At 71.1% G+C, this 14,661-nt stretch carries 10 protein-coding genes; 5 read left to right on the top strand and 5 right to left on the bottom strand.

Annotated features, from left to right (window positions below; all coding sequences use genetic code 11):
• Nucleotides 1-2 precede the first annotated feature (2 nt).
• On the bottom strand, nt 3-2,222 hold the full coding sequence (locus AB0M02_RS18430; protein ID WP_364228195.1) for a bifunctional diguanylate cyclase/phosphodiesterase: 2,220 nt from the start codon (nt 2,220-2,222) through the stop codon (nt 3-5).
• Nucleotides 2,223-2,313: 91 nt separating this feature from the next.
• Nucleotides 2,314-3,657: an AMP-binding protein gene (locus AB0M02_RS18425; RefSeq protein WP_364228193.1), complete on the bottom strand. Its 1,344-nt coding sequence runs from the start codon at nt 3,655-3,657 to the stop codon at nt 2,314-2,316.
• 106 nt (nt 3,658-3,763) lie between these two features.
• Here AB0M02_RS18425 and AB0M02_RS18420 point away from each other — a divergent pair, with 106 nt between their 5' ends.
• The gene (locus tag AB0M02_RS18420) at nt 3,764-5,572 is read left to right on the top strand and encodes an ABC transporter ATP-binding protein (RefSeq protein WP_364228191.1); all 1,809 of its coding nucleotides are present in this window, start codon (nt 3,764-3,766) and stop codon (nt 5,570-5,572) included.
• 38 nt (nt 5,573-5,610) lie between these two features.
• On the opposite strand, the gene AB0M02_RS18415 is transcribed toward AB0M02_RS18420, so the two are convergent.
• Nucleotides 5,611-6,648 carry a glycosyl hydrolase gene (locus AB0M02_RS18415; RefSeq protein ID WP_364228189.1) on the bottom strand — a complete coding sequence of 346 codons (1,038 nt, stop codon included), beginning with the start codon at nt 6,646-6,648 and terminating at the stop codon, nt 5,611-5,613.
• A gap of 203 nt (nt 6,649-6,851) precedes the next feature.
• Here AB0M02_RS18415 and AB0M02_RS18410 point away from each other — a divergent pair, with 203 nt between their 5' ends.
• Complete coding sequence (locus AB0M02_RS18410) at nt 6,852-7,160, top strand: hypothetical protein (RefSeq protein ID WP_364228187.1); 309 nt, start codon at nt 6,852-6,854, stop codon at nt 7,158-7,160.
• A 51-nt stretch (nt 7,161-7,211) separates the two neighbouring features.
• Here AB0M02_RS18410 and AB0M02_RS18405 read toward each other — a convergent pair whose 3' ends face one another.
• Nucleotides 7,212-9,011 carry an AMP-dependent synthetase/ligase gene (locus AB0M02_RS18405; protein WP_364228185.1) on the bottom strand — a complete coding sequence of 600 codons (1,800 nt, stop codon included), beginning with the start codon at nt 9,009-9,011 and terminating at the stop codon, nt 7,212-7,214.
• Between the two features lie 120 nt (nt 9,012-9,131).
• Nucleotides 9,132-10,319, bottom strand: coding sequence for a TetR/AcrR family transcriptional regulator (locus AB0M02_RS18400; RefSeq protein ID WP_364228184.1), 1,188 nt, complete (start codon nt 10,317-10,319; stop codon nt 9,132-9,134).
• Between the two features lie 114 nt (nt 10,320-10,433).
• Here AB0M02_RS18400 and AB0M02_RS18395 point away from each other — a divergent pair, with 114 nt between their 5' ends.
• From AB0M02_RS18395 to AB0M02_RS18385, 3 genes are read left to right on the top strand one after another with little or no spacing between them, the layout of a single operon-like run.
• Nucleotides 10,434-11,648: an acetyl-CoA C-acetyltransferase gene (locus tag AB0M02_RS18395; RefSeq protein ID WP_364228182.1), complete on the top strand. Its 1,215-nt coding sequence runs from the start codon at nt 10,434-10,436 to the stop codon at nt 11,646-11,648.
• A 10-nt stretch (nt 11,649-11,658) separates the two neighbouring features.
• Nucleotides 11,659-13,803, top strand: a complete 2,145-nt coding sequence (locus AB0M02_RS18390; RefSeq protein WP_364228181.1) for a 3-hydroxyacyl-CoA dehydrogenase NAD-binding domain-containing protein — start codon at nt 11,659-11,661, stop codon at nt 13,801-13,803.
• Between the two features lie 58 nt (nt 13,804-13,861).
• Nucleotides 13,862-14,629: a phosphotransferase gene (locus AB0M02_RS18385; RefSeq protein WP_364228180.1), complete on the top strand. Its 768-nt coding sequence runs from the start codon at nt 13,862-13,864 to the stop codon at nt 14,627-14,629.
• Nucleotides 14,630-14,661 lie beyond the last annotated feature (32 nt).

The raw sequence follows: 14,661 nt of genomic DNA, 5'->3' as shown, positions 1-14,661 counted from the left end.
CACTATAGCGCCACCAGCGGCGCGGCGAGAGCCTCGTCGATCCGGGCGGCGGGCGCGGGGCGGGCGAAGTAGTAGCCCTGCGCGTACCGATAGCCCAGATCGTGCAGGCGGGTGGCCTGCTCACGGGTCTCCACGCCCTCGGCTACGGCGCGCAGGCCCAGGGTGCCGGCGATGGTGCTCAGCGAGGTGGCGATCGCCTCCTGCTCGGCGGTGCCGTTCAGGTCGTCGATGAACGACTTGTCGACCTTCAGGGTGGTCACCGGGCAGGTGCGCAGCAGGGTCAGGGAGCTGTGGCCCGTACCGAAGTCGTCCAGAGCCACGCCGACGCCGAGGTCACGAAGCTGACGTACGGTGGTCAGCCCCGCACCGCCGGCGAAGACCGCGGTCTCGGTGATCTCGATGGTGATCCGGTCGGGTGCCAGCCCGTGCCGCCGCAGGGCGCCGGCGACCAGACCGGGCAGGTCCGGGTCGAGCAGCTGCCGTGCCGAGACGTTGATGTTGACGCGGGGACCGCCGGCACCGTGCCGGCGCTGCCAGGTCGCGGCGTCGGCGCAGGCGGTGTCGAGGATCCAGGCACCCAGATCGATGATCAGCCCGCTGTGCTCGGCGACCGGGATGAACTCGGCCGGCGGTACCACCGATCCGTCCGCGGGATGCCAGCGGACCAGCGCCTCGACACCGGTGATGGCGCCGCCGGGCAGCTCCACGATCGGCTGGTACAGCAGCCGGAACTCGCCGCGGTCCAGGCCGAGGCGCAGCGCGGCGGCCAGCTCCGCGTGGTGCTGGGCGGTGGCGTCGAGGTCGGCGGTGTGCTCCCGGTGCCGGTTGGTGCCGGTGGCCTTGGCGGCCTGCAGCGCCACCTCGGCGCGGCGCAGCAGCTCCGTGGAGGCGCTCGCGTCGCCGGTGGCGACGCCGACGGTGACGGTGACCAGCAGGTCGTGCCCGTCGACGCGCAGCGGGCCGCGGAACGCCTGCAGGAGCGCCTCCGCCACGGCCGGCTCCTCGCCGGGCAGCAGAACGCCGAACTCGTCACCGAGCAGGCGGGCGACGACCGCGCCGGCACCGGCGGTCACGGCGACCCGGTCCGCGGCGGCGCGCAGCAGTGCGTCGCCGGCCTCGTCGCCGAGCCGGTCGTTGAGCGCGGCGAACCCGTCCAGGTCGCAGACGGCCACCGTGGTGGCGCCGGTGTGGCGGGCCAGCTTCGCGGTGAACAGCCGCCGGTTGGGCAGGCCGGTGAGGTCGTCGTGGTTCGCCTGCGTGTCGAGCCGGTCGAGCAGGACCCTGTTGTCCGAGAGCGCCGCGATCTGGCGGACCATGACGAGCAGGGTGAGCACCACCGAGCCGCCGGCCAGGTTGGGCGGAAGGTGCCCGAGTTGCACGGTCACCGCGGTCAGCAGGACGGCGGTGACCGCGACGGCCGCGTACGGCACCGGGCTCACCTGCCGCCAGATGCCCAGGTGGCCCGGCTGCCGGCCGCCCCACACCGGCCGGGCCGGAGCGGGTGCCAGGTTGGCCCGGGTCTGCAGGCCCGCGGCGAGTGCGAAGAACAGGCTCGCGGCGGGCAGGGTGACCACTGTCGGGTTGAGGTAGTCGCGGCTCTCCAGCAGGGGCGTCACCGCCCAGGACAGCGGGGAGAGCAGGCCGATCGGCATCAGTGCCCAGAGCGAGGTGCGGTGCACGGCGCCGCTGCGGGTCACCCCGACCTTGATGACGCCGACGACGGCGGCGCAGGCCGCGGCGAGCACGACCACCAGCATCACGGCCTCGACGTTGCCGTGCGTGGTGGGCGCCGACGTGATCCACATGAAGTGCGTGATGATGACGGCGGCGGCGACTGTGACCACCGCGATGTCGAGGCACATCGCGACGGTGGCGCGCCAGCTGCGGCGCGGGCGCGGCAACCGGACGAGGGCGACGATCGCGACGACCACCGCGGTCAGGTAGCAGGCGGCGGTGACCGGCCGCATCTCGGCGTGCGGGCCGGTCGCCAGGGTCTCGGCGGTCTGCCCGATCGTGCCGGCGAGCAGCCAGCCGGTGGTGAAGGTGAGACGGCGCCAGAAGTCGCGGGCCGGTCCGGTCGCGGTGCGGGCGGCGATCAGGCCGCTGACCGTGGCGGTCGCGGCGGCGCCGATCGTGGAGGGCCAGAGCAGCCACGGCGCCGCGCCCAGCGCCCGGGCGTTGAGACCGATGACGGCACCGGTCACGAACCAGAATCCGGACATGATGAGAACCAGCGCAGCCCCGTAGGCTGCTTGGCGCGTTGGCTTCACCATGCTCCGAGTGATCGGTCCCGGCGGAGCCGACCTGAGCATTTCACGGTGTGCCGAGCAGCTTCTTCTGCACCTTTCCCATGGCGTTGCGGGGCAGTTCCGGCACCAGGCGCACGATCCGGGGCCGTTTGTGGACGGCGAGGCGTTCGGCCACGAACGCGATCAGTTCGTCCGGGGTGACCGGTCCGGCGACGACGTACGCGGTGATCTGCTCGCCGAGGTCTGGGTGGGCGGTGCCGATCACGGCGGCCTCGCGTACGGCGGGGTGCAGCAGCAGGGCGTCCTCGACCTCGCCGGCGCCGACCCGGTATCCGCCGGTCTTGATCAGGTCGGTGGAGGCGCGGCCGACGATGCGGTGCCAGCCGTCGGGCCCGATCGTGGCGACGTCGCCGGTGGGGAACCAGCCGTCGTCGAGGACGGGCGGGCGGATGCCGCCGGCGCCGTCGAGGTAGCCGTCGAGAAGCGTGGGGCCGCGCAGCTGGAGATGGCCGATCGTGGTGCCGTCGGCGGGCAGGACGGCGCCGGACTCGTCGACGAGGCGGGTGGTGATGCCGGGCAGGGGCAGCCCGACGTGACCGGGGCGGCGTTCACCGTCGGCGCGGGCGCTCACGGTGATCAGGGTTTCGGTCATGCCGTAGCGCTCGACGGGGGCCTGGCCGGTCAGCTCGGCGAGTGCCTCGAAGACCGGCACGGGCAGCGGGGCGCTGCCGGAGACGAGCAGGCGGGCGGAGGCCAGGGCGCGGGCGGCGCCCGGTGCGGCGGCGATCCGGGACCAGACGGTGGGCACGCCGAAATAGAGGGTGCCGGCTGCTTTTGCGTACGCCTCCGGCGCCGGACGCCCGGTGTGCACCAGCCGTGATCCCAGCCGCAGCGGGCCGAGCACGCCGAGGACGAGCCCGTGCACGTGGAAGAGCGGCAGGCCGTGCACGAGCGTGTCGTCGGCGGTCCAGTCCCAGGCGGCCGCGAGGGCGTCGAGGTCGGCGGCGATGGCGGCCCGGGAGATGACGACGCCTTTCGGCGGTCCCGTGGTTCCGCTGGTGTAGAGCACGAGCGCCGCGTCCGTCCCCGGCGACGTACCCGATATTTTGCTTTTATCGGTTATGGGCAGGAGGGTGGCCCTGGAGTCCCGCAGGATGTGCTCGCGTTCGAGCTCGCCGGCGTCGGGCGGAATCGGGACCACGGGCACACCCGCGAGCAGCGCCCCCGTGATCGCCACGATCGTCGCCGCGGTCGGCGTCGCGTCCACCGCCACGATCGGCGCCCCGGCGATCTCCGCGGCGACTCGCGAGGCCCGCTCGAGCAACTCGTGCCGGGACATCGCCCCGTCAGCCGTGACGACCGCGTCCGCGAGATCGTCGTCCTGGTGCAACGCGGCCAGCAAGGTCATTCCGGGATCCTTTCACCCGCTGGAGGAGTTGCGCCGCTCACGGGCGGCGGCACCAGGGTGATCACCCGATTGCCGTGCGTGATCAGCGCTGTTTAGCGTCGCTTCCGTGTCCGATGACCGCAGCACCGACCGGGCCCGGTGGCGGGACCTGCGCCGGCTCACCCGGGGCTACCGCCGGTGGATCGGCGTGTCGGCCTGCCTGAGCCTGCTCGGCTCGGCGCTGGCCCTCGCGCAGCCGCTGCTGGCCGGCCGTGCGGTCGACGAGGCGGCGGGCGGCCGGGTGCCGTGGACGGTCTGCGCGGTGCTGGCCGCGCTGTTCGTGGCGCAGGCGTTCACGCTGGCGCTGGCCCGGTACGTGCAGGCCCGCACCGGGGAGACGATGACCCGGGACCTGCGGCGTACGGTCACCGGCCACCTGCTGAGGGTACGGCTGTCAGTGCTGGACCGGGTCCGCGTCGGCGATGTGATCGCGCGAGCCTGCGGCGACACGACAGTGGTGAAGATGCTGGTGGCCCAGAGCCTCGGCACCGGGATCGCCGGTGTGGCGGGCCTGGTCGCCGTGGTGGCCGTGCTGGGCTGGCTGGACCGCTGGCTGCTAACCCTCGTCGTCGTGCTGTTCGGGGTCGCGGTCGGCGGCCTGCTCCTGGTCGTGCGCCGGTTACGCCGGGCGTCCCGCACCGCGCAGGCGGCCGAGGGCACGCTGCTCGCCGACCTGGAGCGGGTGCTGGGCGGCATCCGCACGGTGCGGGCCTGCCGCGCCGAACCGGTGGAACACGCCCGGCTGACCCGGGCGGCGGGTCGCGCGTACCGGGCCAACCTGCGGATGGCCCGCCTCGTCGCGCTGAGCGGGCCGACCAACGACCTGGCGGTCAGCGGGGCGTTCCTGGCGGTGCTGCTGGTCGGCGCCGGCCGGGTGGCGACGGGGGAGACCAGCCTGGGGCGGCTGGTGGCGTTCACGCTGGCCATGACGTACCTGGCGGCTCCCATCTACGAGATCTTCCAGGCGGTGAGCGCGGTGCAGCAGGGCTCCGGGGCCCTGCACCGGATCAACGAGGTGCTGGCGCTGCCGGTGGAGCGGGACTCCGCGGTGGCGGTGGTCCCGATGCGCGGCGAGCCGCCGGTGCTGGAGTTCCGCGACGTCTGGTTCGGGTACGACCCGGGACGCCCCGTACTGCGCGGCCTGCGCCTCACGGTGCCGGACCGGAGTGTGGTCGCGCTGGTCGGGCCGTCGGGAGCCGGGAAGTCGACGGTGTTCGCGCTGGCCGAACGCTTCTACGAGCCGGACCGCGGCAGCGTCCTGCTGCGCGGGCGGTACCTGCCGTACGACTGGCACCGCGCCGCCGTCGGCCTGGTCGAGCAGGACTGCCCGCTGCTGGCCGGCACGCTCCGCGAGAACCTGCTGTACGGCTCGGGCCCGGTCGAGGACGGCGAGGTGGCCCGGATCCTCACGATCACTGGGCTGACCTCGGTGGTGGAGTCGCTGCCGTACGGGCTGGACACCCCGGTCGGCGAGCGCGGCGACCGGCTATCCGGCGGCCAGCGGCAGCGGGTCGCGATCGCCCGCTGCCTGCTCGCCCGCCCGCAGCTGATCCTGCTCGACGAGCCGACCGCACACCTGGACCCGGACAGCGAACAGGCCCTGGCGGCGGCACTGCGCGATGTGGCGAAGGTGTGCGCGCTGGTCGTGATCGCCCACCGCTTCTCAACGGTCCGCTCCGCCGACCGCGTCCTCGTGGTGGACGGCGGCGTGGTGGCGGCCGAGGGCACCCACGACGAGCTGATGGGGTCGAACCCGTACTACCGTCGCCTCGCCGGTGCGGGCGTCTCCGGGTCGGTCAGAGACCCGGGACGCCCGGATGCGCCGGACTGCACGACGTGGACGAATGGCGAGGTCACGCTCTGGCGCCAGAGTTGATGGGAGACCACCTCGGGATCGTCGAGCGACGGCTGTGACTACCCCGAGAACCGCCGGCTGCGAGCCATCTCCCGATAGGCCGACAGGGCGGCGGCGTCGGTGTCGAAGCGGAAGTTGTTCGTGGTGCCGTCCTGGATGTCGGTGTCGAACCAGACCACGGCGCCGACCGACGGGGTGCGATCGACCCATTTGCACAGCTTCTTGATGTAGCCGGCCTTGTCCGACACCGCTGCGGTCTCGGAGAGGATCACCGGCTTTCTATTTCCGTAGAGGTCGATGACACGGCTGAACAACGTGGACGGCGACTCGCCGAAGAAGTTGTAGCCGGACACTCCCACCCAGTCCACATACGAATCCCCCGGATAGTATTTCGCGATCCGGTTCGCGGGCGTGTCCGGCGACGAGTTCCAGTTCGGGCTCCACACCCACGCGACATTGTCGGCGCCCACGTCGCCGAAGACGCGGTGGATCCGCCGATAGGCTTTCACGTACAGTTCCGGCGAGCCGCCCCACTCGAACCAGTCGCCGTTCATCTCCCAGGCCCAGCGGAGCAGAATCGGGCGCCGCATCCCTTTCAGTTTCCGGGCCACCGACCGGATCAGGCCGTCCGCCGATCCGCCGGTGATCGCGGCGAGCGGCGCGCCGTGCCAGGAGACCATGAGGATGCTGCTTTTCGCGACCTCCGGCTCCGAGGTGGGCACGAAACCGTCCCACGGATAGAACCGGTGCACTATTCGCTGTTCCCGCCCCAGCTGTTTCCGCCGCAGCGCCAGGCTCTGTGTCAGCGATTTTCCGCCGAGCGCTGAATAGGACCCGAGCATCGCCCTGCCTGGCGTGAAAGGCACCGGCCCGCCGCGCACGACAACCGGCGCGGAACTCGTGCTCGGCGCCGCAGTCGCACGAGGCGTTTCAACTTCAGGAGAGAAAGAGGGCGGCGGCGCATCGGGTGCACACGCCGCCACCAGCCCCAACGCTCCCACAGACAGCACATACCGGCGCGACAGCCGACCGAGTTCCACACGTACCCCCGTCGACAGCCCGGCAAGATCCACGATCATCCTGCCCGCGGCCGGCACCGCACCGTCTCCACCGAAAGCCGGAAGCCGGTAAACCGCTCTACCGGCCCCACCTCATCCGATCATCCGAAAGAACTGCCGTGCCGGTGGCCCCCGGCAGCATTTCCTGATGACCTTGAAAAGCCCGGCGTAGGTTTCTTGCTCATGGGACGGGAACCCGCCCCGGAAAACAATTCCGGAACCATCACGGGGGTTGAGTCATCATGCAGATCCGTAAAATCACGGCGACGCTGGGAACCGCGTTCATTCTCGGTACGGCCGGCCTCACTCAGGCCGTGACCATGTCGCCCGCCGCAGCCGAACCGGCCGGCACCGTGCAGTCCAGCGGATACAAGGACTGGCAGAAGGGCTACAACGACGGCTACAAGGCGGGCTGGGCGGCAGGCAAGGACTGCGAGACGAAGTCGTACAACTCGCTGCGCAGCCTCACGAGCCATGAGAAGGACTACATGAAGGGATACGACCTGGGATTCGCCAAGGGCTTCAAGAAGGCCACCTGGTGGTACTGCTGATCCCAGGTCAGTCTGAAACAGAGGGCGACCGGAGTCGCCCTCTGTTCCGCTCTATTCTCCGTACAGTTCGCCGATCTCCCCCGCGTACCGTTCCTGAATGATCCGCCGGCGCAGCTTGAGCGTCGGGGTCAGCTCGCCGCTCTCCGGTGTCCAGCCCGAGCCCAGGATCCGGTATGTCTTGATCTGTTCCGGACGGGCCAGCTTGGCGTTGGCGGCCTCGACCGCCGCGCCGATCTCCGCGGTCACCGCGGGGTCGGCGGCCAGCTCCGCCACCGTGGCGGCGGCGACTCCCCGGCTCCGGGCCCAGACCGGTGCGGCCTCCTCGTCCAGCACGATCAGCGCCGTGACGTACGGGCGGCGGTCGCCGATCGCCACCGCCTGTGCGATCAGCGGGTGCGCCCGCAGCAGGTTCTCGATCTGCGCGGGTGAGATGTTCTTCCCGCTGGAGTTGATGATCAGTTCCTTCTTGCGGTCGGTGATGGTCAGGAACCCGTCGGCGTCGAGGGTGCCCACGTCGCCGGTGGCCAGCCAGCCGTCCGCGTCGGTGACCGGGTCGATCCCGCCGTCCGCGCGCAGGTACCCGGCGCAGACCAGCGGCCCGCGCACCAGGATCTCGCCGTCCTCGCCGAGCCGCAGTTCCATACCGGGGTTGACCCGCCCGACCGAGCCGGTACGGAAGTGCTCCGGCGTGTTGATCGTGCAGGTGCCGGTGGTCTCGGTCATGCCCCACACCTCGAGCACGTCGACACCGAGGCTCGCCAGGTAAAGCAGCACGTCCACCGGGATCGGCGCGGCACCGCTGCTCGGCCAGACCAGGTTGTCCAGGCCGAGCCGGGCCCGCAGCGGCCGCAGCACCTGCGCGTCGATCGCCGCCCGCCGAGCCGCCAGATCCTCCGGGACCTCCTGCTCCGCGCCGCGCAGCCGGTAGACCTCCAGCGCGACAGCGCGGGCCGCGTCGATCGCGGCGCGCACCGGCGGGTCGACCGTGGCCAGTTGGCCCTGTACACCGGCGACCATCTTCTCCCAGATCCGCGGTACGCCGAAGAACGCGATCGGCCGGATCCGGACCAGCCCGGCGAGCAGCTGCGTGGGGTCGGGGCAGATCGTGACGTGCCCGGCCCGGTAGATCGGGTTGTAGATGCCCAGCATCCGCTCGGCGATGTGCGCGAGCGGCAGGTACGCCAGCGAGTCCGCGTGGTCGGGCGTCTCCACGGTCTGTTCCAGGATCACCGACTGGTAGATCACGTTGTGGTGGGTGAGCACCACGCCCTTCGGGTCGCCGGTGGTGCCGGAGGTGTAGAGCAGCGTGACCGGCTGCTCGGGGCGCACCTCGCGCCAGGTCTTCTCGAAAGCCGCCGAATCGGCCTCGGCGCCGGCGATCAGCTGCCGCAGCGACTGGTCGCCCTCGCTGTCGACGATCACCACGTGCCGCAGGCCCGGCAGCTCGGCGAGGATCGGTTTCCACCGGTCGTAGGACGCGTCGTTCTCCAGCACCAGGATCTCGGCGGCGCTGTGTGCGGCCACGTACTGCAACTGGCTGTCGGAGAGCGTCGCGTAGACGGTGGACGGGACCGCGCCGAGGTGGACGGCGGCGAGGTCGACGAGCCAGTGCTCGGGACGGCTGGACATCATGATCAGCAGACGGTCACCGGAGCGCAGGCCCAGATCGGCGAGACCGCGGGACAGGACGGCGACCTCATCGCGCAGTTCGCGCCAGGTTCGCGTGCCGTCCTGACCGAGAACGCTCAGGGCGGGCAGGTCGCCGTACTCGGTGGCGTTGCGGTGCAGCAGTGCGGGAACGGTCAGGCCGCGGGCGGTGTCCGCGCACCGCCGGGCGAGGTCGGAGTCCATGATCTACCCCTTCGCAGGAGTGTGACGTGAGGCACACGGGTATCCGGCGCGACTGTAAACGCCGATTAACTTCCTGGGAAGGGCACACAGGCCGAAGATCCGCCTGCTGGTGAATTTGGCTTAACTTTTCAGGACGGTGAGCGCGAGTCGCACCAGGTGGCGGTCCATCCCGGTGCGCCGGTCGAACCGCACCCACCGGCTCAGATCGGTCACCAGGTTGAGCGCGGCGTGCACCAGGACGCGCGCCTCGGCGGCGGGCACTTCCGGGCGCAGCCGGACGAGCAGCCGCACCCACTCCTCCACGTGCAGGCGCTGGACCTTGCGCAACTCGTGCCGGTCGGTGCTGGGCAGGTTGTTGTTCTCGGCCAGGTAGACCGAGACCAGCGCACTGCGCTCGAACGTCAGGTCGACGTAGGAATCGGCCATCCGGCGCAGCGCGTCCTCGTCGTCCCGGGCGCCCTGCAGCGCGGTCGCGGTCACCTCGGCGACCCGCTCGGACGCGCGGTAGAAGGCGGCGGCCAGGATGTCGGCCTTGCCGGGGAAGTACCGATAAACACTGGACGCGTTGATGCCCGCCGCTCGGCCGATCTCCTCGACACCGACAGCGTGGTACCCGTACCGATGAAAAAGCCTGACCGCCTCGGCCAGAAGGATCTCGCGGCGCGCGCCCACCCGCAAAGCCGGCTCGTCCCCCTGATCATCCGGCGCCGGAGGCAGGGGCGTGGGTGGCTCATCGCGCAGCACCGCCCGCGCGATGCGATGCAGCGCGGCCTCGGCGCGACCTTTTGCGATCACCGCGCGGTGAGTGCCGAGACTGCCGAAAACGCTGAGTGCGGCGCGGACCAGAGCGGCGGCGTCCAGGTCCGTGAGCTCCGGGCGCACACCCATGAGGGGTACGGCCAAACGGTGCACCAGCGTGACGACGTCCGCCCGGAACTCGTCCCGGTGGTCCTCCTCCAGGTAGCGCCACTCCCACTGATAGAGGCCCGCGACCCGGCGGCCCTCGACCGAGAGACGCGACAGCACACCGAGCAGCGTCTCCAATTCGGCCGGCCCCTCGGTCGCGGCCAGAACGGTTTCGGACATCTGGCGGGTGGCGTGCACGAGCATCGCGTACTTGTTCGGAAAGTGCCGGTAGATCGCCGGCCCGCTGATGCCCACCGCGGTGGCGATCTCGTCGAGGCTCACCCCGTGATAACCGCGCTCGCAGAACAGCTCCGCGGCGGCCAGCGCGAGCTGCGCCTTGCGGTCCTTCGGCCGTTTCCGGGCCGCGCTCGGCGCCGGATCGCCGGCCTCGGTCACGTGCACGCCGGACAGCCTAACCGTGATCTGGAGTTCGCTGCACATCAAGTCACATAACCTTGACACCTAGCGGAAACATCGGCAAAAGTTAGCCGCAATTCGCACCCGAGGGAGTAGGCGATGACAACCGAGGCGTTCATCTACGACGCTGTGCGCACCCCGCGCGGACGCGGCAAAAAGACCGGCTCGCTCTACGGGGTGAAGCCCATCTCGCTGGTCGTCGGACTCATCGACGAGCTGCGCCGCCGCTTCCCCGGCGTGGACCCGGCCGACATCGAGGACGTCGTGCTCGGCGTCGTCTCCCCGCTCGGCGACCAGGGATCGGTCATCGCCAAGACCGCCGCGGTCGCCGCCGGCCTGCCCTACGAGGTGGCCGGCGTTCAGCTCAACCGCTTCTGCGGCTCCGGCCTGGAGGCGGTCAACGTCGCCGCGCAGAAGATCCGCTCCGGGTGGGAGGACCTGGTCCTGGCCGGCGGCGTCGAGTCGATGTCGCGGGTGCCGATGGGCTCCGACGGCGGCGCCTGGGCGCTCGACCCGGAGACCAACCTCAAGACCGACTTCATCCCGCAGGGCATCAGCGCCGACCTGATCGCCACGATGGACGGCTTCAGCCGCACCGACGTCGACACGTTCGCCCTCGGCTCGCAGCAGAAAGCCGCGAAGGCCTGGCAGAACGGCTATTTCGAGAAGTCCGTGGTGCCGGTCCGCGACCGCAACGGCCTGCTCATCCTCGACCGCGACGAGCACATCCGGCCGGACTCGACGGTGGCGGGGCTGGGTGCGCTGCCCGCCTCCTTCGCCATGATCGGCGAGGCGGGCGGGTTCGACGCCGTGGCGCTGCAGAAGTACCACTGGGTCGAGAGGATCAACCACGTCCACTCGGCGGGCAACTCGTCCGGCATCGTGGACGGCGCGGCTCTCGTACTCATCGGCTCGGAGGCCGCCGGGCAGCGTGCCGGCATCGCCCCGCGCGCCCGGATCGTCTCGGCGGCGCTCAGCGGCGCCGACCCGACGATCATGCTCACCGGTCCCGCGCCGGCGTCCCGCAAGGCCCTCGCCAAGGCCGGCCTCACCGTGGACGACCTGGACCTCGTCGAGATCAACGAGGCGTTCGCCGCGGTGGTCCTGCACTACATCGACGACATGAAGCTCGACCCGGAGATCGTGAACGTCAACGGCGGCGCGATCGCCATGGGCCACCCGCTCGGCGCCACCGGCGCCATGATCCTCGGCACCCTCGTCGACGAGCTGGAGCGGCGCGGCGGGCGGTACGGCCTGGCCACGCTCTGCATCGGCGGCGGCATGGGCATCGCCACCATCGTCGAACGGCTCTGAGGGGATTTTGATGACCGAGACCATTCGCTGGGACCGCGGTGACGACGGCATCGTCGTGCTCACCCTCGACGACCCGTCCCGCGGCGCCAACACCATGAACGACGCGTACGTGCGCAGCATGGGCGAGACCGTCGACCGCCTCGAGGCCGAGCGCGACAGCATCACCGGCGTGATCATCACGTCCGCCAAGAAGTCCTGGTTCGCCGGCGGCGACCTGGACCAGCTCGGCTCGGTGCCGCCGGAAGGCGCCGCCGGCGTGTTCGAGGTCTCCACGCACGTCAAGGGCCAGCTGCGCCGTCTGGAGACGCTCGGCAGGCCGGTGGTCGCCGCGCTCAACGGCTCCGCCCTGGGCGGCGGCCTGGAACTGGCGCTGGCCTGCCACCGCCGGATCGCGCTGAACAACCCGCGGCTCGAGGTCGGCCTGCCCGAGGTCACCCTCGGCCTGCTGCCCGCCGGCGGCGGCGTGGTGCGCACGGTCCGCCTGCTCGGCCTGATGACCGCGCTCATGCAGGTGCTGCTCAAGGGCACCCGGCACCGCGCGCCGGCCGCCAAGGAGATCGGCCTGATCGACGAGCTGGTCGACACTCCCGAGCAGCTGCTGACCGCCGCCCGCGAGTGGATCAAGGCGAATCCGGCCGCCCAGCAGCCGTGGGACGTGAAGGGCTACAAGATCCCCGGTGGCAGCCCGTCCACCCCGGCGCTCGCGGCCAACCTGCCCGCCTTCCCGGCCAACCTGCGCAAGCAGCTCAAGGGCGCGCCCTACCCGGCGCCGCGCAACATCCTGTCGGCCGCGGTCGAGGGCGCCCAGGTCGACGTCGACACCGCCTTCGTGATCGAGACTCGGTACTTCATCGAGCTGGTCACCGGCCAGGTCACCAAGAACATGGTCAAGGCGTTCTTCTTCGATCTGAACGCGGTGAACAACCGGCAGATCGGCGACGTGCCGCCGGTGCGCAAGGTCGCGGTGCTCGGCGCCGGCATGATGGGGGCGGCTATCGCGTACGTGTGCGCGCGCTCCGGGCTCGACGTGGTGCTGCGTGACGTGTCCCTGGAGGGTGCCAAGCGCGGTAAGGCGTACTCCGAGAAGATCGTCGCGAAGGACTCCGGGCGCGGCCGGATCACGCCGGAGAAGGGCCAGGAGCTGCTCGACCGGATCACGGCGACCGACCAGGTGGCCGACCTGGCCGGCGCGGACGTGGTGATCGAGGCGGTCTTCGAGGACCCGGCCCTCAAGCACAAGGTCTTCGCCGAGATCGAGGGCATCGTCGCGCCGGACGCGCTGCTCTGCTCCAACACCTCGACGCTGCCGATCACGCTGCTCGCCGACGGTGTGCGCCGGCAGGCCGACTTCATCGGCCTGCACTTCTTTTCACCGGTCGACAAGATGCCCCTGGTCGAGGTCATCAAGGGCGAGAAGACCGGTGACGAGGCGCTGCGCCGTGCACTGGGCGTGGTGCAGCGGCTGCGCAAGACGCCGATCGTGGTCAACGACAGCCGCGGCTTCTTCACCAGCCGGGTGATCGGGACCTTCACCAACGAGGGCATCTCGATGCTGGCCGAGGGTGTGCCGCCGGCCAGCATCGAGCAGGCCAGCAGCCAGGCCGGATACCCGGCACCGGTGCTGCAGCTGATGGACGAGCTGACACTCACCCTGCCCCGCAAGATCCGCAAGGAGTACCGGGCCGCCGCGGAGGCCGCGGGCGTCCCGTGGGAGTCGCATCCGGCCGACGAGGTCATCGACCGGATGGTCGACGAGTTCGGCCGGCCGGGCCGCTCCGGCGGTGCGGGCTTCTACGAGTACGCCGACGGCAAGCGCGCCGGGCTGTGGCCGGGCCTGTCGGCCTTCGCCAAGCCGGACGTCCAGGTGCCGTTCGAGGACCTCAAGGAGCGGATGCTCTTCATCGAGGCGATCGAGACCGTCAAGTGCCTCGACGAGGGTGTGCTGCTCTCGGTGCCGGAGGCGAACATCGGCTCGATTCTCGGCATCGGCTACCCGGGCTGGACCGGTGGCGTTCTGCAATACGTCAACCAGTACGAGGGCGGGCTTCCCGGCTTCATCGCCCGCGCCCGTGAGCTGGCCGAACGCTACGGCGACCGGTTCAACCCGCCGCCACTGCTGATCGCCAAGTCGCAAGCCGGAGAGGTGTTCGCCTGACGGACGTCACCTCCCGGTCACCCCATGGTCGGCTACCGCCGGGTTACGGTAGTTGATCATGAGCATGGAACACGAGTTACCCGGCGGCCGGACGGGTGGTGCGGTTCGCGTCGAGCGGACCGTACGCCGTCCGGCCGGACCGTGGACCCCGGCGGTTCAGGCGCTGCTGCAGCACCTGGCCGACGCCGGTTTCGACGGTGCACCGGCCACGCTCGGCGTCGACGACCGGGGCCGGGACACCCAGTCCCTGCTGCCCGGTGAGGCACTCGGCGCCGACCTGCCCTGGCCGAGCTGGGTGCACAGCGACGAGACCCTGTGGCAGGTCGCACAGTGGCTGCGCGAGTACCACGCCGCCGTCGCCGACTTCGTCCCGCCGGACGGCGCGGTCTGGCGCAAGGGCGGCACCTGGGAACCCGGCCTGATCATCGGCCACAACGACGCCGCACCGTGCAATGTGGTCCGTTCCGGCGGCCGGATCACCGGCTTCTTCGGCTGGGAGTTCGCCGGGCCGGTCACCCGCGAGGCCGACATCGCCTTCGCCGCCTTCGCCTGGGTGCCGCTGTCCGCCCGGCACGTCGCCGAGGCCGAGGGCTTCAGCGCCTTCGCCGACCGGCCCCGGCGCCTGCGCCTGTTTCTTGACGCGTACGGCTGGCGCGGACCCGGCCGGCAGATCGTCCGCGAGGTCCGCGACCGCATCAGCGCCTCGATCCACGACATCCGCCGCCTCGCCGGCGCCGGCGACCCGGGCTGCGCCGAACTGGCCGCCGCCGGCTACGACAAGGACCTGGCGGCCGCGGTGCAGGAACTCGCCGACTTCCCCCGGTAAGGACTCGGCAAGCGCCCGGCAAGCGCGGGCCG

This window comes from Actinoplanes sp. NPDC051861, assembly GCF_040681145.1.
Taxonomy (GTDB): Bacteria; Actinomycetota; Actinomycetes; order Mycobacteriales; family Micromonosporaceae; genus Actinoplanes.
The sequence above is the reverse complement of the archived record's forward strand: the minus strand, read 5'-3'. Positions and strand labels throughout refer to the sequence as shown.

Coding starts and splice junctions, on each gene's coding strand:
- AB0M02_RS18395 (WP_364228182.1), top strand. CDS start 10,434: ATGACAACCGAGGCGTTCATCTACGACGCTGTGCGCACCCCGCGCGGA.
- AB0M02_RS18410 (WP_364228187.1), top strand. CDS start 6,852: ATGCAGATCCGTAAAATCACGGCGACGCTGGGAACCGCGTTCATTCTC.
- AB0M02_RS18425 (WP_364228193.1), bottom strand. CDS start 3,657: ATGACCTTGCTGGCCGCGTTGCACCAGGACGACGATCTCGCGGACGCG.
- AB0M02_RS18405 (WP_364228185.1), bottom strand. CDS start 9,011: ATGGACTCCGACCTCGCCCGGCGGTGCGCGGACACCGCCCGCGGCCTG.
- AB0M02_RS18385 (WP_364228180.1), top strand. CDS start 13,862: ATGAGCATGGAACACGAGTTACCCGGCGGCCGGACGGGTGGTGCGGTT.
- AB0M02_RS18390 (WP_364228181.1), top strand. CDS start 11,659: ATGACCGAGACCATTCGCTGGGACCGCGGTGACGACGGCATCGTCGTG.
- AB0M02_RS18430 (WP_364228195.1), bottom strand. CDS start 2,222: ATGTCCGGATTCTGGTTCGTGACCGGTGCCGTCATCGGTCTCAACGCC.